This window comes from Bacillus sp. JJ1122 (genome assembly GCF_036964885.1).
Classification (GTDB): Bacteria; Bacillota; Bacilli; order Bacillales; family Cytobacillaceae; genus Mesobacillus.
In genome coordinates, this window is sequence record NZ_JBALQL010000029.1 from 158,621 (window position 1) to 181,455 (window position 22,835).

The window sequence follows — 22,835 nt, forward strand, 5'->3', positions numbered from 1 at the left end:
TGAATGGTCATGAGCGCCCCTCTCATAACCACTCACTCGATTTTTTCCACTCTGAATGGTCATGAACACCTCTATCATATATACTCACGGGCTTTTCACCTCTCTGAATTGTCATGAGTCGCCAACTCCATTACCACACCCATTTACAAAATAAAGTTTTCCGGCCCACCTATAAATGGAAGCATAAGAACCGTCCCCATGCACACACAGGCTCACTTAAAAAAGGAAGCACAAGAAACGTCCCCATGTACCAAAAAAGAGCCTAATCCACATATGGATTAAGCTCTTCGTTCTATTTGTAACTTTTATTTAAAAAGGCTTTTGTGCGTTCGTTCTTTGGATTTGTGAACAGTTCTAATGGGTGGCCGGATTCGATGATTTCGCCGTTGTCCATGAAGACGACTCGGTCGGCGACTTCTCTGGCGAAGCCCATCTCGTGGGTGACGACGACCATGGTCATTTGCTCTTCTGCCAAGTCTTTCATGACCTGCAGCACTTCGCCTGTCAGTTCAGGATCCAATGCGGACGTTGGCTCGTCGAACAAGAGGATTTCGGGATTCATCATCAGTGCCCTTGCAATGGCTACCCTTTGTTTTTGTCCGCCTGACAGGTTGGCAGGAAAGGCACCTGCCCAATTCGTCAGCCCGATTTTATTTAATAAATCAGCACTGCGCTCCTGGATGACGGCTGCTGGTTCTTTCTTGACGAGGCGCGGCGGCAGCTCCAGATTTTCCTTGACGGTCAAATGCGGGAACAGATTGAAGTGCTGGAAGACCATCCCCATTTTCGAGGTGATTCTCTTCAAATCCTGCGGCTTCGCGTACACGCCATCGTTAACCAAGTACTCATCCGATACCTTGATGCTTCCACCGTTTATTTCCTCAAGGTGCACCAGGCTGCGGAGCATCGTGCTCTTCCCTGAACCGGATGGCCCGATGACTGCTACCACTTCATTTTTTTCCACATTAAACGTTATATTTTTCAGGACTTCGAGCGTCCCAAATGACTTCTTAAGGTTGGATACTTCTATGATTGCCATCTTAACCAATCCTTCTTATTCAAATTTGAAACGTCGTTCAATCCATCTAAATACCAATGTTAAAACAAGCGTCATAATCAGATAAATCAAGCCCGCAACGAAAAACGGCACGATCGTAAAATCGCGGTTTACGGCAGTCTGCGCAAAGTGCAGCAATTCCGGTACTGCGACTGCGTAAAGCAAGGCTGTGTCTTTAACGAGGGTCACAGATTCATTCGCCACTGCCGGCAGTGCGACACGGAACATTTGCGGCAAAATGATTTTCGTTGTTGTCTGCCATTTACTCAATCCAAGCACTTTAGATGCTTCGTATTGCCCTTTATCAATGGCAAGAAGGCCGCCTCGAAAAATTTCTGCGAAGTAAGCAGCATAGTTCAGGACAAAACCTAAGCTGGCAGCGACAAATCGGTCGAGAACAAAATATTCACCAATGACCGGAATCATCGGAAGCCCGAAGGTAATAAATAATAATTGCAATAACAGAGGGGTTCCCCTCATCACGTATATATAGGCTTGAGCCAGCCATGATAAAAGCTTGAAGTCGCTTTTAACAGCGAGCGTCAGCAGGAATCCGAGCGGAATCGATAACACAATCGCGATCACGAAAAGCAGAATGGTCATCTGCGCTCCTTCAAGCATTGGCCCAAGTATGGATGTAATGTAATCAAAAGACATAGAAAGATTCCTCCAAAAGCAAAACAGGCTTCCTGGTGGAAACCCTGCTTTTCCTTATATTTACTTCAATACTTTATCTTCACCGAACCATTTTTCAGAGATTTTAGCGGCTGTTCCATCTTCATTCATTTCATCAAGCGCTTTTTGCAGCTTTTCAAGTAATTCTTCGTTTCCTTTTTTAACACCAATACCGTATTCTTCAGGAGCAAGAGATTCATCCAGAACCTTGAATGATTCCTTCTCTTTCGTCATGTAATAGTCGATGACGATTTCATCGATAATCACGGCATCAATTCGGCCGCTCTTCAAGTCTGATAGAGCTTGTACATTGTCAGAGAACTCCGTAACGGTTTTGACCTTTTCTTTTACAGGAGAAGCGTCAAGCGCGTCTGAAGCGGAAGAAAGAGATTGCAAGCCGACAACCTTGCCTTCTAAATCATCAAGTTTAGCAAGCTTTGAATCAGCAAGTGTGACAACTACCTGTGCATTTTTCAAGTAAGGCTTTGTGAAAAGCACCTTTTTCTTACGCTCATCTGTGATCGTGTACCCGTTCCAGATCAAATCAATCCTGCCGCTGCTAAGCTCAGCTTCTTTTGTCTGCCAGTCGATTGGCTGGAATTTCACTTCTTTCCCCATTTTTTCTGCCGCAGCGCGAGCGTAGTCAATATCAAAACCGACAATCTCATTATCTTTATCGCGGAATCCCATTGGAGCAAATTTATCATCGATTCCGATCACAAGTGCTTTGTCGTCGCTGTTCTCTTTTTCAGAAGAATTCGAGCAGCCTGTAAAAATCGCCAATACTGATGCTACTAAAATAAGCATAGTTGCAAAACGTTTCATCTATGATGACCACCTTTTATTAAAATTATAAACACTTTAGTACGTTACCATATTAGCATGTTATCACGCTATCACATTATAACACCAGAATATTGCTTATTTCAATATGATATTTTAATAAAATAATTGACGGTGCTATGGAAGTTTATTCCCCTACTTGACCAGTAAAATAAGCGCGGACGTGATTTTTCCATAAATGTTTAATTGATTCTTTAAAGCTATAAATGATACACTATAGGGTATGTGGATTTTTAAGAGGTAGGTGATATTTATCGTTAGCAAGCGAACTGCCATACGAAATCTTTTCATTATATGTTCTCTATTTTTCATTTTCATGGTGCCGCAAGAAGTTTTTGCCCACGCGTCGCTAAAAATGGCTGAGCCTGCCCCGGATAGTGAATTAAAAACCCCGCCGAAGGAAATCGTTCTGTCATTCGATGAAAGACTTGAAAACGAACTGTATTCGATTAAGGTTTTTAACGAAAATGGGGAAAAAGTCGGCAATGGAAAAACAAAGATGAGTAAAAATCAAAAATCCATGCACCAATCTTTGCCTGACCTGCCTGACGGAAATTATGTTATATCCTATAGTGTAATATCAGCGGATGGCCATCCGGTAAAGAGTTCTTATGTCGTCTCCATAGGGGAAGAAACGGTCTTTAAAAGGGATATAAACCAACTTGTGTTAGAAAAACAAGAGAGTTCAGCTGGTTTTACTATTTTTACATCGCTGGTGAGAATTCTTTTTTACATGGCCTTAATCCTGACGACTGGCTGGATTGTATGGGGGACCATACATAATTTAGAAAAGGAAGAAATCAAGTCCACTTTTAGACAGAGAGCCATTCATTTACAAATTGCGCTCTTCATAACCACAGTTGGATTGGGATTCGTACAATTGTCAGAATTACTTGATCGCTGGACACTGACCGAAATCGGGTCGACTTTAACAGGCACAACAGTCGGGATTTCCCTGGTCGCTACTGTGCTATTGTCTCTAGCAGGGTTTCCGCTCCTGCTTCGTTTCAAAGCGGTTGATTTAGTGTGGGTATTGATGATACTGGCGGCAAAGAGTTTTAACGGACATGCTGCAGCCTTTGAACCGGAAATTCGCTCGATGTCGCTTCAATTGGATGTCGTCCATTTACTTGGAGCCGCCATTTGGGCAGGAGGCCTGCTGTATATTCTAACCTACTGGAAAAAGCAGAGGGAACACGTTAGACAATTCCTTCCATTCTTTTCGCAGGTTGCCTTAATCAGCATCCTGATCCTGATTGTAACGGGAATAGCTTACACATTAATCTTCTTGCCGCAGCTGAATTATCTGCTCCATGCACTATGGGGAAAATTGCTTTTGGTTAAAATCGCCTTCGTTCTGCTTGTATTCGTCATTGGTGCACTTTTACGCCATACGATGAAAAAGAAAAAGGAAGACCCGATCTCAAGCTTGGTAAAAATCGATTTTAGTGTGATGATCCTCATTTTAGGAATTGTTGGGGTATTGACGCACTTGAATCCACTTCCGGAAAACGAACCATTGGAATGGAAAAATCAAGATCGTTACATTGATTTTACAACGTCGATCTCACCAAAGACACCTGGGTACAATCATTTCAAAGTCACAGCAAATTCGCATCAAGAAGAAATTGAGATTAAACGGATCGAGCTATTCCTGATCTATAAAGACAACACGGAAATCGAACCGATTCAAGTGCCTTTTTCCGAAATCGATCAGTCCAATAATGTTCAATACAAGATCAATGGTACCTATCTGCCGCTGGAAGGAAATTGGACTGCCGAGCTTAGAATTGTAGATTCAGACGACAATGAGAAGGTATTCCATAAGGATTTCATTGTTTATTAAAATGAAAATATAGGAGATTTTAAAATGAAAAAACTTTTAACATTCACCATTTCAATGATTGGTGCGATTACTCTTTTTGTTGGTGCGGCAAGCGCGCATGTAAACGTTCAGCCACAGGAAACATCACAAGGGAAATATGAAGTATTCACTGTCCGTGTTCCATCCGAAAATGAAGAGGTTCAAACAACGAAAGTCCAAGTTAAATTTTCCGAAGATGTGAATGTTACTCGCTTTGAGCCTAAACCAGGCTGGACATACGAAGTTCAAAAAGACGATACTGGAAAAATCACGAGTGTTACGTGGACAACCGAAGGAAAAGGTCAATCATCAACTGAATTTGGCCAATTTAACATGCAAGGAAAAGTTGGGGATGACGCGAAGGAAATTGTCTGGAAAGCTTATCAAACCTACAGCGATGGCAGTGTAGTTGAATGGGTTGGTGCACCTGATGCAGATAAGCCAGCTTCTGTGACTGTAGTGAATCCAGCTGATGGATCTTCAGATCATGGACATGGAGGTACTACAACTGATACTCCAAAGGATCACGATGCAGCTGATGACCATGCAGATGACGCAGAAGTAAGCAATGTCCCACTTTACCTTTCCATTGTAGCTTTGTTCGCAGGATTGTTGTCATTGGTAATTTCTTTGAGAAAAAGAGGGTAAATAAAACCATTCAGGCAAGGGAATTTGATTCTCTTGCCTTTTTACTTAACTAAAAAAGGGGTAAAACATGGGGACTGTTCTCGTGTACTAGCTGAAAGTGAAACAGGAGAACCGTCCCTAAGTTCTACCATTTGACATCCCATTAAAAGCGTATTATATTAGTTGATGTATCAACAATTGACCTATCAATCATTTAAAGGCGGCGGTTGTATTTGTATGAATGCAGCAAGGACGAAGAATTAATCTTTCAACGGATGTTTGAGTTAAATAAAAAGTTAACGTCTAAGTTTGAACGCTGTACTGGCATCAGCCAATCCCGGCTTGAGATCCTAAGGGAACTTTTTTTGGCAGAGGAAATCACCCAGAGGGCCCTTCAGAAAAAGGTGAATATCGATCATGCTGCCGTAACGAGGCATCTCAAGCAGCTTGAAGAAAACGGGATGGTCATCCGCAGGAAATACCCTGAGGATAACCGTTTCACCTATGTGCAGCTTACCGATGAGGGAAAACGGAAAGTGGCGGCCTACTGCGAGGAGAAACAACGGTTCATAACCAATGTCCTAAAGGGTTTTTCAGAAGAGGAAAGTTCCAAACTTCTCGATATACTAACCCGCATTCAGGAGAATATAGAAGAGATTTAACCACACATCATGAGAATCAAAAAGGAGTGTACACCATGAATAAACTAAAACTTAACGACTTTAAAGAAATCCTCACAGGACGACGTTCCATCAGGAATTATGACCCGACTGTAAAAATCAGCAAAGATGAAATGGCTGAAATCCTCGAGGAAGCCACTTTAGCTCCTTCATCTGTTAATTTGCAGCCATGGCGTTTTGTCGTGATTGATTCTAATGAGGGTAAAGAAACGCTGGCTCCATTGGCAAAATTCAATCAAAGACAAGTCGCATCCTCTGCTGCTGTCATTGCCGTATTCGTTGACATGAAGAGCGAGGAGTATTTGGAAACCATTTATAATACTGCCGTGGAAAAAGGATTTATGCCAGCGGAGGTAAGAGACCAGCAGGTTCCGGCAATCAGCGGCCTTGTCAAAACGATGACAGATGAGCAGAAAAAAGAAATGTTCCTTATTGATGCAGGTCTCGTTTCTATGCAGCTGATGCTCGCGGCCCGCGCACACGGCTATGATACGAACCCGATTGGCGGATATGAAAAAGACCGTATTGCCGAAGCATTTGATCTGGACAAGCATCGTTTTTACCCTGTCATGCTGATCTCCATCGGCAAAGCCGCTGACCAGGGCTATCCATCTGTCCGCTTGCCTTTAGATGTAATAACAGAGTGGAAATAAACTAGAGACGAGGAGAAATGAATCATGATTATTATACATGCAGGTTTTCAGGTAAAAGCAGATCAAGAAAACGAGTTCCTCAAAGAAGTCCAATCATTGGTTGAAGCTTCAAGAGCAGAAGAAGGCAACATTTCCTATGACCTTTTAAAGGACAGCGAAAAAGCCGGCTCATATACAATGATGGAATTATGGAAGGACATGGATGCCGTCCAGAAACATAATCAAGCCGAACACTTCACTAACTTCATGACAAAAGCTCCTCAATTCATGGCAGCCCCGGCTGATGTGAAACTATTTAATGCCGAGCCTATCGTAAAATAAACAAAAGTGCCTGTCCCCATTTTCATCATCCTGAGGACAGGCATTTTCTATGTGAACGCAGATTTTTCATATTGCCTTGGAGAATCTCCCATGTCCCCACTCTGCTACATCAAAAGTATGAGATTCTTTCATTCCTATTATTGATTATGCGGTGTCCTTCAAACTATATAATGGAACTAACATACGATTTGAAGGAGATGGAGTTGCTGTTATGAAAGAGAAATGGTCTGAGAAGCTTCCTGTTGTCCAGTTCAGAATTGCTCGTCCGACGGATCAACTGGATAAGGTAGTTGAATTTTACAGTTATGGTGTTGGGCTGAAAGTAGTTGGCAGGTTTGAAAAGCATGATGGCTATGACGGAGTGATGCTGGGGCTTCCGGAAGTAGGATATCACTTGGAATTCACTCAGCATGAAAACGGCAGTCCCTGCCCTGCGCCAACGGAAGATAACTTACTCGTTTTCTATATACCAGAAAAAGATGCGCGCGATGCCATCGTAAAACGGCTAAATCATTTGGGATATCCAGAAGTTGAACCAGAAAACCCTTATTGGAAAAAAGCCGGTGTAACAATTGCGGACCCGGATGGCTGGAGAATTGTTCTGCAAAATACAAATGGGATTGGATGACCATTGGCGGGTGAAAAAGGAGTGAGGATTTTTCTCGGAGGGGTTCTCATCACCACTCGCGCGAGAAAAAAATAAGACTTGTTGTCGTAAGGCTGCTCATGACCATTCACGAAAGTCTAAAAGAGTTGAACGGTCATTATATGCCTCCTTATGACCTTTCGCGAGAAAATAAATGAGTTGAACGGTCATTATATGCCTCCTTATGACCACTCGCGGGAAAATAAATGAGTTGAACGGTCATGATAAGGCTCCTTATGACCACTCGCGGGAAAATAAACGAGTTGAACAGTCATAACAAGGCTCCTTATGACCTTTCGCGAGTGAATAAATGAGTTGAACGGTCATGACAAGGCTCCTTATGACCACTCGCGGGAGAATAAGCGAGTTGAACAGTCATTATAAACCTCCTTATGCCCACTCGCGGGAGAATAAGCGAGTTGAACAGTCATAACAAGGCTCCTTATGACCTTTCGCGAGTGAATAAACGTGTTGTACGGTTCTAATAAGTCTCATAATCACCACTCGCGAGTGAAAAATCGAGGTGAGTTGTTCTCGCAGCGCTTCTCATCAACACTCGAACAGATTGAAGTGAGAAATATTGTGCATAATAAAAATAGAAAAATGACCAGGCGAACCATTCAAGCCTGGTCATTTTCGTAACACTCATTATCTCTCCCCAGAATCACTATCCAGCCGCTCCAAAATCCTTCTCTTCTGATAAAGCATCGTCCCTGTTTCTGCTAAATCACTCACCATCGATCGGTTGGCAAATGCCCCAAACACAATCCCGGCTACGGGTACCATCTGGAGAAGCTTTTTCCAGCCAAAGGATTCTGTGTAGGCTAACGTCACCTCGCGCCAGCCTTGAAGCTGTGAGATCACTTCACGGGACCGGTTTTCATTGTTAAAATCGGAAAGTTCATTTAATATCGCCTGTTTCCCGACGACATCAGCCGAAGAGTATTGCAGGCATTTGATGATAAATACCCTTTCTTTCTTATCCTTCGGGTCGTAGCCATGAATCATCGCGATTTCCTGGAGTGTTTTTAAGGAAATGGCCAGCACTGCTGGTATATCAATCGCCAGCGTAAAAATGCCGCCGATGCCTGTGCTTGCACCCTGAATCGTAGCTGCCTTCTTCCGCTGTTCCCCCAACTCGAAGCTCACCTTCTTCATTTCCTCCACAGGAACACCCTGAAGATCCGCCAGCTCTTTGATTTCCCGGCCGGTCTTTTTTTCGATAAATTGGAACACCGACTGTTCACTCGACAAATACTGTCCGCCATTCTGAATAAAGCTCCCAAGCTCATCAAGCAAACTGCCTACCTTCTCCTGAATGAACTTTGGCGTAAACCGGTCCAGCATTTTAAAAGGCAGTCGGGTCAGCTTCTCCCAAAACCATAACCCCTTCTGATCCTTCTCCCACTTTTCAATCACACTCAGCTCACTTAACAACTGCTCTCTAGTCTCCATGCATTTCCTCCACCTGTCAAAATTGATACTTATATTAACGTTTAACTAGACTGGAAGGTTTCATTTCACATTCATACCTCTTAAATGATGTTCATCTTTTATTAGGTCCTGCTAGTAAAAAAGTATCCATACTTATTCCAAATATCGACAAAAACACAATTCTTTTGTCATAAAAACAAGAAATAAATTTTTACCAAATAAGGGTAAATTATGTAACTATTATGAAAGAACTACGTTTATAAGAGTGTAAAAACTTTTTAATCATGCACGCCACCAGGGGTCGTGCCTGTAAAAGTTAAACAGTTTTTAGCTCAAGGGGGATGGAAAATGAAAAAAATTATGATCTGTATGATGCTACTTGTATCCATGGTGTTCTTTGAGGCACCAGCAATGGCTGCAGGCGGGGATATTATTATTATCAATAAGTCAAACAATCAACTGGCTTTTTATCAAAATAACAAACTGATCAAAACGTTCAAAGTAGGTACTGGCCGGAAACCTTCTTATACACCGGAGGGCAAGTTCAAAATCGTGAACAAAATTGTGAACCGCCCATATTACAGCGGGAATATACCCGGCGGCGACCCAAGGAATCCTCTTGGCAACCGGTGGCTTGGGCTGAACGCGAAAGGGACATGGGGAACAACTTATGCGATTCACGGCAACAATAATCCTAAATCAATCGGCGGATATGTGAGTGCCGGCTGCATCAGAATGTACGATGAGGAAGTGGAATGGCTTTTTAAGCAAGTAAAAGTAAATACTCCTGTGATCATCACTACTACGAATAAGTCCTTCACTTCCATTGCAGCCGCTAATGGCTATAAGGTTACAGGCGAGGCATCTGTTCCAGTATCCACCGTTCCTTCAAGTTCTGTCCTGAAAAAGGGCATGAAGGGTGATGAAGTCAGGAAATTACAGCAGACCCTCACAAACAAAGGTTATAGCACCAAGGGGATCGACGGAATATTCGGATCAGCTACAGAAGCAGCCGTCAAGCAATTCCAAAAATCCAAAAAACTTAAGGCCGACGGAGTAGTCGGACCGGCCACCAAAAAGGCACTGGGAATGAAATAAAGTAGCTTAAAATAAGGCAACCATCGCATTGATGGCTGCCTTTTCTTTTTCCAGGCTTCTGTGTTTGATCTGACCGAAATAATTCGAGCTTATTTTTTTTGCGGCAGATTATTTTCATCCGCTCGGTAATCAATTCTTGTATGAGATTCCACTTCAATGGATTCTAGTTCTTTATTTAAAAGAATCCGCTTAATGAGCTCATCGCTTCCGCCAACTATGGTGAAATCCAGATCATAATCTGTGCAGACACACCAGCTTTTATCCTCTGGCCACCAATAAGTTGGGGAACCATTTAGTTCTTCTTTGGTACACAAAGTTAAAACGTCCTCCAGATTCCCTCGATATACCAGCTGGTCCTGTTTCCATTGAATAATTTTTAACAGTGAATAACAGAAGTAGACTTTATTTTCTTCAGTAAAAGGCTTCAGAATCTCTACCATTTCCTTAACCATGCTGCTTTCCATTTCACCTTCATCTGGGGCGATTAGGTATCTCGGCATACTCCCGCCAAAATAGCGAAGAAATGTGTGAGTGCTCATCTCTTTTGTGTAGTTCAAATGATATTTTTGAGCCAGCGCCATATAGGTGATTTTTTCACCCATATCAAATTCATGTGGTTCACTCTCACCTGCTTCACTCCACAATAGGCGTTCATCTTTAATTTTCCTGTACCGCCGCATTGGATGCATGATTTTACAATATGCACTGTACCTTTTGGGAATACAGTGAGAAACTAAATTCCCCTTCCAATCTGCTGAAGAATCAATCCGATCTGTTCCTTCTTTTATCCATTTATAAAAGCGATCAGTGACTTCTAGCATCTATATCCCATCCGCCCTTTCATGCAGGCTGCTATTTTTCACAGGAAAAATACTTATATTCCTCGTATAGCAATCTCATAGCCTCATGCATTTTTTCATCAGCTGCTTTTTCCTTATACCGGTTAAGTAGATTCCGGGCCCCCAGCACATACAGAATCGGTTCTTTTGAAAAATCTCCTAAAATCCCGATATCAACAGCGACATTTTCTAATCCACCAGTCATATGATTCAGGTGGCGGGCAGGAATCCCTTCTATCTCATCACGCTGCCTCACCAAACCATTGATGATTGGTTTCCATAACTCAGGGTCATTTCTATAACCATGAAAGATCAGACGCATCAGTTCCAGCATTTCACTCAGCTTCCCGAGATTATCCGGGTCCCTTGGTTCTTCGGTAATATTCATATGGATAAAATAAGATTGGATACTCTCGTTAACCTTCTCCCATCCACCGCAAAATCGAACAACTGCATTCGCAACAAAACGATCGTGACAGGCGATCATCACTTCAACAGCATCGCGCAGCATCAAACTGTTTCTATTCTGTAAGTGCGGATAAATTTCGTCAGAATCTTCATTAGGATTAAACCGAATAGGTTCAACAAGGTCATTCCAGTTAATTTCTTCCTCTTCAACCCACTTCGCTATACAGAAGCCAATCCCCACTTTCGCAGCCGAAGCAAGCGGTACGATTAGTCCACTGTTCCATGAACAGATCATTTCCCTGGTTGATTCGGAATAAATAGAGATTCCCACTTCGCCAGTTTGGATCTCTTTCAGCTTTTCAATTACACTTTCCATTTAACAACCCCGCATGAATTTTTATATACATACCTATTCTCCCATTTGGTAAAATAAACCTTTTTAAACGAACAAAAAAACTGCCCGGTGCAGGCAGCTAATCTGTTTTTATCTTAAAATGTTCCATTGCCAGTGTCTTAAATGTCTCAGCACTAATTTCTTCTTTCACCATCTGCCCATCCTTCCAATAGGTAAAACTGGTGTCGGTCAAGATCATGTTTCCATCAGCAGTCACCCTTGTGAGCAACGGCTTCTTGTTGAAAGGCGACTGAGGGTGTTCCGTAATGATTTTCTTCACCCCCGTTAAACTGCCAACCTCTTTTACTGGATGCAAAGAATCCAGCGCATACCCTTTTCTCCATTCCGTGTCTTTGTGCTTCAGCTTCATTTCGAGAAAATAATCTCCATACGGGCTATCCTCTTTTACCACCCGGAACTCCCCGGCTGGAGTGCTGATATCCGTTCCATCCATTGGAACTGGCTTTAAAGGCAGATTCCCGCCGAAACCGGTATCCACTATGTACCTCTCACCTTCATGAGTCAGTATAATGGCCGCATGTGTACTTCCTGTTGGACTGAAGGTTGCTTTTTCCGAAACATACACCGCCCCACGAATTAATTGAACATCAAAACCATTTTCCTTTAAAAAGAGATAAAGGATGCCATTTAATTCATAGCAAAGCCCGCCTTCATTCCGCTTAAAAATTTTATCCATTAGAGTGTCTTCACTTAAGACACTGTCATCCCCAGCAATCACACAAAGGTTTTCAAACGGAATCGCCGCCGCAGTCCGCTCAAGAACTTTATCCAGGTTATCCAAAGTGATCTGCTCATCCTCAGAAAACCCAATCCGCTGACGGAATAAATAATTTAAATCCTTCATATAAAAGCCCCCTATCCACTACCATTTTAAAATAATATCCCCACACGTGGAACAAAATAAGTACATGGGGACGGTTCTCGTGTTCCAAATTAGAACACGAGAACCGTCCCCTATGTTTTTCGAGAAAACGCTTGCAATTTTATTGAATCCGATTTAATATACTTGTATACAAGTATACTTGATTAATAAGAAGGTGTAATAAATGAGTGAAAAGAAGGATTTTCTTTATCCTCAAAAATGGCTTTCGAAGGCTTCGACTGGTGACCGTGTTGCGAGCGAGCTGAGAATGCAGATTATTTCAGGCATGATTGAAAGCGGTGCCATCCTGTCAGAAAATAAGCTTGCTGCTGAATTTAATGTTAGCCGCTCACCGATCCGTGAGGCGCTGAAAATTCTCTCGACTGAAAATCTGATTCGTCTGGAACGAATGGGTGCTGTCGTCATCGGCCTGACGGAAAAGGATATCGAAGAGATTTATGATGTCCGCTTGCTGATTGAATCTTTTGTTTTTGAACGACTGATAAAAATAGATACAACTGAACTGGTAATGGAGCTTAGCAAAATCCTTGAGATGATGAAAATCGCCATCAAATACAAGGATGCGGACGAGTTCAGTTTGCAGGATATTTTATTCCACGAAACGATCATCCGTGCCATCAGCCATTCCTACATCAGGATGATCTGGGATAACACGAAGCCTGTAATGGAAGCTTTCATTCTTTTATCGATGCGCACACGGATCGAGGAAAAATACGAAGACTTCCAGCGCATTATCGATAATCATGAACTATACATTGAAGCCATCAAAACGAAGAATCGTGACCTGATGATTAAATCCTTACACCAAAATTTTGATGATGTTCAAGGTAAAGTTGAAGACCTTTGGATATCGCAGCAAACGCTTTCCAGGGGAGTTGAAAAAAATGACTAGCTATATGTTAGGGATCGACATCGGTACAACGAGTACGAAAGCTGTTTTATTCAGCGAAAAAGGTGAAGTCATCCAGCAGGAGAATATCGGCTACCCGCTTTACACGCCGGACATTTCAACTGCAGAACAAGACCCTGACGAGATTTACATGGCAGTATTAACCGCCATCACAAAAATCACGAAGCATCACTCTCAAAAAAAGCTGAGTTTCATTTCCTTCAGCAGTGCGATGCACAGTGTCATCGCCATTGATGAAAATGACCAGCCGCTGACTCCATGCATCACCTGGGCGGATAACCGCAGTGAAGCATGGGCCCATAAAATCAAAGATGAACTGAATGGGCATGAAATCTATAAAAGAACAGGAACGCCGATTCATCCGATGGCACCTTTGAGCAAAATTGCCTGGATCGTGAATGAACTTCCTGAAATCGCCTCTAAAGCGAAAAAATATATCGGAATCAAAGAATACATCTTCAAAAAGTTCTTTGATCAATATGTCGTCGATCACTCTCTCGCCTCTGCGATGGGCATGATGAATCTCAAGAATCTGGATTGGGATGAAGAGGCCTTAAAAATTGCAGGAGTCAGCAGCGATCAATTATCGAAGCTTGTCCCAACAACAGAAATCTTCACAAACTGCAATCCAGAAGTAGCGAAGCAGATCGGCATCGACCCGCAAACACCTTTCGTCATCGGCGCAAGTGATGGGGTCCTTTCAAACCTTGGTGTCAATGCGATCGGCAAAGGCGAAATTGCCGTCACCATCGGAACAAGCGGCGCGATCCGCACAATCATCGACGAGCCGCAAACTGATGCAAAGGGACGTATCTTCTGCTACGCCTTGACGGAAAAGCACTGGGTCATCGGCGGCCCTGTCAATAATGGCGGAATGGTCCTTCGCTGGATCCGTGATGAATTTGCCGCTTCCGAGGTGGAGACAGCCAAACGGCTTGGCATCGATCCATACGATGTATTAACGAGAATTGCTGAACGCGTCAGACCTGGAGCTGAGGGATTGCTATTCCACCCTTACCTTGCCGGCGAGCGTGCACCATTATGGAACCCTGATGTTCGCGGATCATTCTTCGGACTGACGATGTCTCATAAAAAAGAGCATATGATTCGCGCAGCACTTGAGGGAGTTATTTTCAACTTATATACAGTATTTTTAGCACTAACGGAAGCGATGAAAGAGCCAGTGACGCGAATCCAGGCAACAGGCGGTTTCGCACGATCAGAAGTGTGGCGCCAAATGATGTCCGATATATTCGACACAGATGTAGTCGTACCTGAAAGCTATGAAAGCTCATGCTTGGGCGCTTGTATTTTGGGCCTATATGCAACAGGGAAAATCGATTCATTTGAAGTCGTTTCCGACATGATCGGCAGCACTCACAAACACACACCTAATGAAGATGCTGCTAAAGAATACAGACAGCTGGTTCCAATCTTCATCAGCTTATCCAGAGCTTTGGAAAAAGATTATTCAAGAATCGCAAACTATCAGAGAAGCTTGATCAAATAAGCTTCCCTCTGGGGATAATTTTTTATCCCCTTACTAAGAAATGTTAGCGCTTTATTTTACAAGGGGAATGCCCCGCTTCTTGCGGGAAAAATATAATAAATACAATTAGGGGGAAATGACAATGCCATTGGTAATTGTTGCAGTTGGTATCTTAGCTTTACTTTTACTCATTATGGGCTTAAAGCTTAACACATTCGTTTCATTAATTATCGTTTCATTCGGTGTAGCTTTAGCACTTGGAATGCCTTTAGATGTCATCGTTAAAACAATTGAAGCTGGTTTGGGCGGAACGCTCGGCCACCTGGCGTTAATCTTCGGACTTGGCGCGATGCTTGGTAAATTGATCGCAGATTCAGGCGGTGCCCAGCGGATCGCTATGACACTCGTAAACAAATTTGGTGAAAAGAACATTCAATGGGCAGTCGTTGCTGCTTCATTCATTATCGGTGTTGCTCTATTCTTCGAAGTAGGTTTAGTTCTATTAATTCCAATCGTATTCGCAATTTCAAAAGAATTGAAGATTTCTATTTTATACCTTGGTATTCCAATGACTGCCGCGTTATCCGTAACACACGGCTTCCTGCCTCCTCACCCAGGACCAACAGTTATCGCTGGTGAGTATGGTGCAAACATTGGTGAAGTATTGCTTTATGGTTTCATCATTGCCATTCCAACTGTATTCCTGGCTGGACCAGTTTTCACGAAACTTGCGAAAAAACTTGTACCAGAATCTTTCAACAAAACAGGAAACATCGCTTCTCTAGGTGAGCAAAAAACATTCAAGCTTGAAGAAACACCTGGTTTCGGAATCAGCGTTTTCACAGCACTTTTACCTGTAATTTTAATGTCTATCGCAACAATCATCACTTTGCTTCAAAAAACACTAGGTTTTGAAGATAATAGTTTACTTATGGGAATCCGCTTCATCGGAGAAGCAGGAACAGCGATGCTGATCTCATTGCTGGTAGCCATCTACACAATGGGCCTTGCTCGTAAAATTCCGATCAAAACGGTTATGGACTCTTGTACTACAGCCATCTCACACATCGGCATGATGCTTCTGATCATCGGCGGCGGCGGTGCCTTCAAGCAAGTCTTGATCGACGGCGGCGTAGGTGACTATGTAGCTGAACTATTCAAAGGAACTTCATTATCACCAATCCTGCTCGCCTGGATCATCGCAGCCATCCTGCGTATCTCGCTTGGATCTGCCACAGTTGCGGCATTAACAACTGCTGGATTAGTCATTCCAATGCTTGGCCAGACAGACGTTAACCTTGCACTAGTCGTACTGGCAACAGGCGCAGGAAGCTTGATCGCTTCCCACGTAAACGACGCAGGCTTCTGGATGTTCAAAGAATACTTCGGCCTAAGCATGAAAGAAACATTCGCAACATGGACATTGCTCGAGACAATCATCTCCGTAGCAGGATTAGGATTCATCCTATTGCTAAGCTTGTTCGTATAAAAAAAAGGTCAGTCCCTTCATTCGGGACTGACCTTTTTTTGGAACATGGGGACGGTTCTCGTGTTCCTAAAGCATTTTTACAATTTAATCAAACGTTTGATTAAATTAATTTTGAAGAATTGGCCGGGGGATCAAATAGCTAGTTGTTCCAATAATGGAGCATTGGAACAATTCAGATCGGGAAATCTAGCTGACTGGTGTTCCAATAGGAACAAGATTTATTGAAATAAACATAAATTCGCAGCAAGCTTTACCTCTGTTCTTGCTCCACGATGCACTACCTCAAGAAGGAATCCCTAATAAATAGAAAAAGAGAAGATCCTGCCCAAAGAATCCTCTCTATCTAAGCATTATTTGTTTATCCCCACACCGAACCCCAGCTCCCCAAGCTTCACATTCGTTTTCAAATCATAGCTTGTGATTTTAGCTGGCGACAATGCGTACAGGGTGTCACCGATATAGAGTAGGCGCTGGATGCTGCTGTCGTATTCCTCATAGACCGGCATTTGTCCGTTGATATGGGTGATTTTTGACTTCAGCTTAAATCCGGTTGCAGGGTCAATGTTGTAGATATAGGCACCCTGATATTCAAAGATTTGTTCGTATTAATTTTTGTCACTATTTTGATAGACGGTGATTGGGAAGGCGAACAGGTTCTTCTTTTTATTAAAAAGCAGTGCCTTATGGTCATAATTCAGCGGGGAGTAAGTTCCTCTTCCACCGATGGTTTCCGTGAATTTCTCCTTTGGGTTGGACATGTCGCTGACATCAAAAAGCGAAATCTTGACTCCATTGGTGAGAATGCGCGTGCCTGAATTGGTCCCCTTATCGGCAACGATCATCGTATCCTGCCCAAACCCGATAATATGGTTTTCATCATATGGATGGAGGTAATTGCTGAAGCCCGGAATCTTTAATTCGCCAAGGACCTTCGGGTTTCTAGGGTCGCTTGCTTCGATCACAAACAGCGGGTCTGTTTCCTTGAAGGTGACCATATAGATGCGGTCGCCCATGAACCTTGCGGAGTAAATCCTCTCCCCTCGCGCAAGTCCTTCAATTTTACCGGCAAGCTTAAGACTTTTATCTAAAATATAGAGTTGGTTGGAAGACGGCTTGGATTCATCCCATGCGTACCCTTTGGTCGTCACAAGCCGGAAATAATCGTTATGCTCATCCATTGAAAACTGATTTAGCACCATTCCTGGAACCGTCGTTGAACTATGATGACTCACCTTCATGCCGTTGATCGTGAATTTGTGGATATCCGTATCGGGTGCGATGACGCCCCTTTCATCCATCGGCTGTTCGGTTTGTTTCTGGACGGCGAGATAAAGATTTTCCTTTGACATATAGATTTGATTTCCACTACCCAAATACGTAGTGATCGCGGCTTCTTTTTCAGGCTGGGCAAGATCGAACGCGGCAATCATCGTATAATTAGGTTCCCCTGAATCTGGAAAATAGCGAATATCATCATAGCTGACCTTTTTTTCCTTTCCCCCAACTGCTGAGTCCGAATACTTTGGCCGGATATCGATCTTCCTGTTTTTCTCCAATAGCCAAAAATCTGGATAGTGATTGGAGATCAAATAAACGACATCGTCCACCTTTCTCGAGGAGACATAGGAGCCTTCCAGCTCAATCTCTCTTATCTGCGCAGGTTTTGCAGGATTTTCCACATTGTAAATAATGACTTTTGTCGACTGCATCATCGGGGCAATCTTTGTATCTTTCGCAATCTCCTCATAGGATCTTTGAAAATTGTGGTATTGATAGCCGATTACCACCAACTGACCTCCCTCTAGAAAAAGCTGGTTTGGCGAAAAGGATTCCTTGTATGCAATCGTAGCGAGCAGTCCCATCTGCCCGCCAGCGCCTGCTTTGATAATCCTGACCTTATTTTGTTCAGCCTGGAAAATGTGCTTTCCGTCTGTTTTTACGATATCGGCCTCATCCACTCCCTGAACCTGGACGTTTGTTTCCGATACATCATTCGCAGAGGAAGATTTATCTGCTTCGGCAGAAGAATCACTCTTAGCCCCATCTTTCGTAGCTGTTTCCTCAAACCAGCGCCGGGCCTTCTTTTGTTCCTTCAAAATTTCTTCAAAATAACCTGCCAGCTTTTCCTGTGAGCCAACAACAGGCAGACTTTCCTTTACAATAAATTGCATAGAGCGGGAAGTGAGCAAATTTCTCCCCAACGCAGATTCAATTCCTTTATTAAAATGAAGCGTGTAAAGTTCGGAACGAGGATTGTACCCGTTTTCCGGGGGATTGATATAGATGGATTTTTGATCGTCACTAAGGGATAAGGTATTCTCCAGCTTCTCGCCTTGGTCATTCGTGACATAAATGAGGCTGGATTTAAGGCTCTTTTCTGAGATTTTCTCGGAAAATTGAACCTTCCACACCTTATTCGTCAATACAATCGGCTTCTCGTCTCCCTCCCAGGCATTTACAACCTTCAATTTAGAAAAAGAAACGAAAGCCAATCCCGCGAGTGTTAAAATCAAGACACTTCCTAAAATCCACCATTTTTTCATCATAATCCCTCCTGCAAGATTAGACGAACTTTCCTTGCAAGCGTTTCAGCACAATTTTAAAAAACAAGTAGATTATTCAGCGGTGGTACAAAAAAGGTGTACAGATCATGTAAAATATCCAGCAAGAGAACAAAAAAAAACGTACAGATCAATATCCGTACGCCTCAAAATTATATTTCACTCTTTAACTGAGCGGCTGGGGTTTCTTTTTTCATCAATGGTAACAGTATCAATATCCCAACCAGCAGCAGCACTGCTGAAGCTTCATACATATACACGATAGATAAATGTGATTTAATCCATCCAGACGCTGACATGGTGATGATCATGGCTCCCATGAAGACCGGGTTCAAAATGCCATTGACCCTTCCGATGAAGGCCTCTTCGGTATTTTGCAATATCATGGTGTTGATTCCAATATGAATGCACGGCATGAACAAGCCAGAGAAAAACTGTGCGGTCAAGGTCAGCCAGAAAGCCGTTGACATTCCCATTCCGACAAAACCGATTGCGCTAGCTGTCAAGCCGATCGCCAGCAGGATTTGCGGTGATACCTTTCTTGAGATCCCCACGGTAATACCGCCTCCGAGAATCATCCCGATTCCAAATGCCGCCATCAGCCACTGAAGATTTTCCTTGGGCAGATCCAGTCTTTCCGTTATTAAAAATACGCCAAGCGGCTGCGTCAAACCAATCGCGAGGCCTGCCGCCATAAACGTTCCACCCAGCAAGGATAAGTGCTTGCTGTTCAATACGTAACGGAAGCCATCCTTCATTTCCTCCATCAAGGATGTTTCCCGCTTTTCTTCCACCGTTTTTGGGTCTGCCGGCAGCATCAGCAGGACAGCTGCCGAGCATAGGAACGCGACACCCATGACAGCGACTGCTGCCATAATGCCAAATTGCTCGTATACAAACGTTCCGAGCACCGGACCCAGGATCATAAATAAGGCAAAAACCGTCTGGTACATAGACATACCCATTTGAACAAGCTCAGCCGGTACATAAAGTTTAAATAGCTTCATCCCCGCCGGCTGTGAAAACTGTGAAAGGATGGACGACACGAGCGTCGCAAAGAAAATCACTTTCCAGCTCCCAAAAAATAAGGTGAGCAATACGACAAACACGGATACCGCACTTAACAAATCACACCAGATCATCGTCCGCTTTGGCCGCCATCTGTCAGCAAACGTCCCGCCGATAAAAGAAAACAGAAAGATTGGCGCGAACTCAGCTACCGAAATCATCGAAACCGCAACCGGATTTTCATTTGTTTTTTCAATTACATATAAAAGGATTGAATAGTTTCGTACCCAAATCCCGATCTGAAGAAATAACACGGATATTAAAATCGTCCTGATTACCTGATTTTGAAACAATGCACCCATGCCTAATTTTTGTTCACTTACTACTTCTGACATTAAAAAACCTCCTATTCCATTTCTGGACAGGAAGCTTCATTTTGATAACAAAAGAACAGAACACACCTGTAAAAGGAAGTTCTATTACAAAAATTTGTTCCCAAAAGGCAAGACTAATCCTATCCAGAAAATGCTCGTATCAAATTCCCATTACGAAAAATTTTCTCAATAAGGATTATTTGATCATCGCCCCTTGGTCACCCTTCCGTCAATTAGTATCCTAATACTACCTGATAACAAAATGTAAATCAATAACATACGGGGTATCGGAACATGGGTCGGAACATGGGGACGGTTCTTGTGTCCAAAAGGAACATGAGAACCGTCCCTATGTTCACCGATGTTTCGGGAATTGTTCGGCAGGGACTGGTTTGCTGAATAGGTATCCTTGTGCTTCATTGCAGCGGTGCTGTTTCAAGAGCGCTAATTGTTCTTCTGTCTCGACTCCTTCGGCGATGACGGATAGTCCCAGGTTATGGGCCATCAGGATGATGGTTGTCGCGATGTTTTCATCACTTTTGTTTTCAGCGATATCCTGAATGAAGGAGCGGTCGATTTTTAAATAATCAATTGGTAATCTCTTCAGGTAGTTCAGTGAGCTGTAGCCTGTTCCAAAATCATCGATCGAGATATTTACTCCAAGCTTTTTCAACTCATGAAGAATGAAGCTGGCGGATTCGACATCCATGGTCATACTTTCCGTAACTTCAATCGTCAAGCACTGGGGATTGACTCCCGTTTCATCCAGCGCCTCACGAATCATTTGAATGAGATTCGGCTGGTAAAATTGGCGGATCGATAAATTCACCGAAATCGTTAATGGCTTCAGCCCACTTGAATGCCAGCGCTTGAGCTGGAGCAGCGCCGTCTTTAATACCCATTCTCCAATTGGCACGATCAAACCAGTTTCTTCGGCAATCGGAATGAATTTTTGAGGTGGCACATTCCCGCACTTTTCATTCTTCCAGCGCAGCAATGCCTCTGCTCCAATTATTTTGTTCTTACACAAATTGAAGATCGGCTGGTAGTGCAGCTCAAATTCATTGCGCCACAGTGCTTTTCTCAATTCATTTTCTATCTGCAGTTTTTCAAGCGACTTCTTATCAAGCATAATATCATAGGTTTGATAATTGTTTCTGCCTTGCTTCTTCGCTTGATACATTGCTACATCTGCTTTGCTTAACAAAATACCCAGCTCTTCCCCGTCATCTGGAAAAAAACTCATTCCTACACTGGTTGTCATGTAAATTTCTGTTCCATCAACTAAAAAGACTTCAGACATGGATTTAAGAATCTGCTGCGCAATCACTTCCGCTTCTTCCCGCGATGTATGCTCCAGGAGGATAGCAAACTCATCCCCTCCCTGTCTCGAAATGAGCACTTCCTGCCCAATACATTTTTTCAGTTTTTGAGAAACATATTTTAAAAGCTTATCTCCCATCATATGGCCGAAAGAATCGTTGACGATTTTAAAACGATCCAGATCGAGGAACATTAAGCAAAGCTTTTCCCCTGCACGAACCATGGTTTCACCTAGCGCCTCCTGGACTCTCTGGTCAAATAGCCTTCGATTTGGCAGACCGGTTAATGCATCATGGTAGGCCATGAAGTTGATTTTCTCTTTTGCCCGGTAATGCTGGATCGCCAGACTTGTAAGGTCCGTTGCTTTTTGGATTGTTTGCATATCTTTTTCACGCGGAGAGCTTGAATGGTCATAATACAGACCAAACGTCCCGATTACTCGTTGATCATCATCAAAAAGTGGAGAGGACCAGCAGGCCTTTAAACCGCAGGATAACGCTAAATCACGATAATCTGCCCATAGAGGATCTGTCCCAATATCTGTAACGGTGACGGAACGCCTTAAATACGCAGCCGTCCCACAGGAGCCTACTGATGGTCCAATCGGGATGCCATTTACAGCTGCATTATACTTATCCGGCAGGCTTGGCGACGAACCATGCACCAGCCTGTTCCCATCTTGATCGGCAATCATTATCGAGCTGCGTGCCCCATTCATGAACCTCTCGATCCATAGAATGATATTGTTCAGAACCTCCCGAAATGAAGCCCCCTTCGCGATCATCTCCAAAATCTGATTCTGCCCGCTTAACAGCGCCTCAAGCTCCTTCTGTTTCGTGACATCCTGTGCACATCCTACCGCTCCAATGATTTTACCTTTAGCCGTAATCGGAACAACAGTCAGGAGTATATCGGCCCGCTCGCCGCTGTTCTTTTTTACAATCACCGTTTCGAACCGCTCGCGAACCCCACCTGTTACCCGCCGAAAGTGCTCAATCGTATCCTCCAGATAATCCTCATGAATGATCGAAACAAAATTCATCCCAAAAGCTTCTTGTGGCGAATAACCCGTAATAGCCACAGCCTCTTCATTGAATAAAATAAAATTCCCATCCAGATCCACCGCATAACAAGCATCATGATTGTATTCAAACAACGATTTATATACACCTATATTAAAACTGCCAGTTAAATCAGCATGCATTTAGAAACCACCAATCCATCCAAAACCATTTCAC

General features: G+C 43.2%; 20 protein-coding genes and 1 pseudogene. 10 read left to right on the forward strand and 11 right to left on the reverse strand.

The annotated features are described in order from the left end of the window. Positions 1 to 292: 292 nt before the first annotated feature. Genes V7201_RS17765 through V7201_RS17775 form a run of 3 tightly spaced genes read right to left on the reverse strand, consistent with a single transcriptional unit; the run spans position 293 to position 2,557 of the window. A complete protein-coding gene (locus V7201_RS17765; RefSeq protein ID WP_335378090.1) occupies positions 293 to 1,039 on the reverse strand; it encodes an amino acid ABC transporter ATP-binding protein in 747 nt (248 codons plus the stop codon). Between the two features lie 15 nt (positions 1,040 to 1,054). Continuing rightward, positions 1,055 to 1,714, reverse strand: coding sequence for an amino acid ABC transporter permease (locus V7201_RS17770; RefSeq protein WP_335378091.1), 660 nt, complete (start codon positions 1,712 to 1,714; stop codon positions 1,055 to 1,057). A 60-nt stretch (positions 1,715 to 1,774) separates the two neighbouring features. Beyond that, on the reverse strand, positions 1,775 to 2,557 hold the full coding sequence (locus tag V7201_RS17775) for an amino acid ABC transporter substrate-binding protein (protein WP_335378092.1): 783 nt from the start codon (positions 2,555 to 2,557) through the stop codon (positions 1,775 to 1,777). A gap of 262 nt (positions 2,558 to 2,819) precedes the next feature. On the opposite strand from V7201_RS17775, the gene V7201_RS17780 reads away from it, so the two are divergent. From V7201_RS17780 to V7201_RS17805, 6 genes are all read left to right on the forward strand, one after another. After that, a complete protein-coding gene (locus tag V7201_RS17780; RefSeq protein WP_335378093.1) occupies positions 2,820 to 4,421 on the forward strand; it encodes a copper resistance CopC/CopD family protein in 1,602 nt (533 codons plus the stop codon). Between the two features lie 24 nt (positions 4,422 to 4,445). Beyond that, the gene (locus V7201_RS17785; protein ID WP_335378094.1) at positions 4,446 to 5,087 is read left to right on the forward strand and encodes a YcnI family copper-binding membrane protein; all 642 of its coding nucleotides are present in this window, start codon (positions 4,446 to 4,448) and stop codon (positions 5,085 to 5,087) included. A 212-nt stretch (positions 5,088 to 5,299) separates the two neighbouring features. Next, positions 5,300 to 5,728, forward strand: a complete 429-nt coding sequence (locus V7201_RS17790) for a MarR family winged helix-turn-helix transcriptional regulator (RefSeq protein ID WP_335378095.1) — start codon at positions 5,300 to 5,302, stop codon at positions 5,726 to 5,728. Positions 5,729 to 5,763: 35 nt separating this feature from the next. Continuing rightward, on the forward strand, positions 5,764 to 6,399 hold the full coding sequence (locus tag V7201_RS17795) for a nitroreductase family protein (protein ID WP_335378096.1): 636 nt from the start codon (positions 5,764 to 5,766) through the stop codon (positions 6,397 to 6,399). A gap of 24 nt (positions 6,400 to 6,423) precedes the next feature. Beyond that, positions 6,424 to 6,720, forward strand: a complete 297-nt coding sequence (locus V7201_RS17800; protein WP_335378097.1) for a putative quinol monooxygenase — start codon at positions 6,424 to 6,426, stop codon at positions 6,718 to 6,720. Between the two features lie 211 nt (positions 6,721 to 6,931). Then, on the forward strand, positions 6,932 to 7,348 hold the full coding sequence (locus V7201_RS17805; protein ID WP_335378098.1) for a VOC family protein: 417 nt from the start codon (positions 6,932 to 6,934) through the stop codon (positions 7,346 to 7,348). Positions 7,349 to 7,847: 499 nt separating this feature from the next. On the opposite strand, the gene V7201_RS17810 is transcribed toward V7201_RS17805, so the two are convergent. Continuing rightward, a complete protein-coding gene (locus tag V7201_RS17810; protein ID WP_335378099.1) occupies positions 7,848 to 8,015 on the reverse strand; it encodes a hypothetical protein in 168 nt (55 codons plus the stop codon). Further along, positions 8,015 to 8,821, reverse strand: coding sequence for an EcsC family protein (locus V7201_RS17815; protein ID WP_335378100.1), 807 nt, complete (start codon positions 8,819 to 8,821; stop codon positions 8,015 to 8,017). Before V7201_RS17815 ends, V7201_RS17810 begins: the two co-directional genes overlap by 1 nt. A 327-nt stretch (positions 8,822 to 9,148) precedes the next feature. Here V7201_RS17815 and V7201_RS17820 point away from each other — a divergent pair, with 327 nt between their 5' ends. Further along, positions 9,149 to 9,898: a L,D-transpeptidase family protein gene (locus V7201_RS17820; RefSeq protein ID WP_335378101.1), complete on the forward strand. Its 750-nt coding sequence runs from the start codon at positions 9,149 to 9,151 to the stop codon at positions 9,896 to 9,898. A gap of 89 nt (positions 9,899 to 9,987) precedes the next feature. Here V7201_RS17820 and V7201_RS17825 read toward each other — a convergent pair whose 3' ends face one another. From V7201_RS17825 to V7201_RS17835, 3 genes are all read right to left on the reverse strand, one after another. After that, positions 9,988 to 10,719: a hypothetical protein gene (locus V7201_RS17825; RefSeq protein ID WP_335378102.1), complete on the reverse strand. Its 732-nt coding sequence runs from the start codon at positions 10,717 to 10,719 to the stop codon at positions 9,988 to 9,990. A gap of 31 nt (positions 10,720 to 10,750) precedes the next feature. Beyond that, on the reverse strand, positions 10,751 to 11,521 hold the full coding sequence (locus tag V7201_RS17830; RefSeq protein WP_335378103.1) for a serine hydrolase: 771 nt from the start codon (positions 11,519 to 11,521) through the stop codon (positions 10,751 to 10,753). A 97-nt stretch (positions 11,522 to 11,618) separates the two neighbouring features. Next, positions 11,619 to 12,404: an arylamine N-acetyltransferase family protein gene (locus V7201_RS17835; RefSeq protein WP_335378104.1), complete on the reverse strand. Its 786-nt coding sequence runs from the start codon at positions 12,402 to 12,404 to the stop codon at positions 11,619 to 11,621. Between the two features lie 202 nt (positions 12,405 to 12,606). On the opposite strand from V7201_RS17835, the gene V7201_RS17840 reads away from it, so the two are divergent. The 3 genes from V7201_RS17840 to V7201_RS17850 all read left to right on the forward strand — a co-directional run bounded on the left by V7201_RS17840 (position 12,607) and on the right by V7201_RS17850 (position 16,331). Then, positions 12,607 to 13,335 (forward strand): GntR family transcriptional regulator, encoded by a 729-nt coding sequence (locus V7201_RS17840; protein ID WP_335378105.1) that lies wholly within the window; start codon positions 12,607 to 12,609, stop codon positions 13,333 to 13,335. Then, positions 13,328 to 14,863 (forward strand): gluconokinase, encoded by a 1,536-nt coding sequence (gntK, locus tag V7201_RS17845; protein ID WP_335378106.1) that lies wholly within the window; start codon positions 13,328 to 13,330, stop codon positions 14,861 to 14,863. Before V7201_RS17840 ends, gntK begins: the two co-directional genes overlap by 8 nt. A 121-nt stretch (positions 14,864 to 14,984) precedes the next feature. Further along, positions 14,985 to 16,331: a GntP family permease gene (locus V7201_RS17850; protein WP_335378107.1), complete on the forward strand. Its 1,347-nt coding sequence runs from the start codon at positions 14,985 to 14,987 to the stop codon at positions 16,329 to 16,331. 350 nt (positions 16,332 to 16,681) lie between these two features. Here the strand turns inward: V7201_RS17850 and V7201_RS17855 are convergent. The 3 genes and pseudogenes from V7201_RS17855 to V7201_RS17865 all read right to left on the reverse strand — a co-directional run bounded on the left by V7201_RS17855 (position 16,682) and on the right by V7201_RS17865 (position 22,801). Next, a pseudogene (locus tag V7201_RS17855) lies at positions 16,682 to 18,877 on the reverse strand (beta-propeller domain-containing protein). 167 nt (positions 18,878 to 19,044) lie between these two features. Beyond that, positions 19,045 to 20,295, reverse strand: coding sequence for an MFS transporter (locus V7201_RS17860; protein ID WP_335378108.1), 1,251 nt, complete (start codon positions 20,293 to 20,295; stop codon positions 19,045 to 19,047). Between the two features lie 334 nt (positions 20,296 to 20,629). Next, positions 20,630 to 22,801, reverse strand: coding sequence for an EAL domain-containing protein (locus V7201_RS17865; protein ID WP_335378109.1), 2,172 nt, complete (start codon positions 22,799 to 22,801; stop codon positions 20,630 to 20,632). Positions 22,802 to 22,835: the final 34 nt, after the last annotated feature.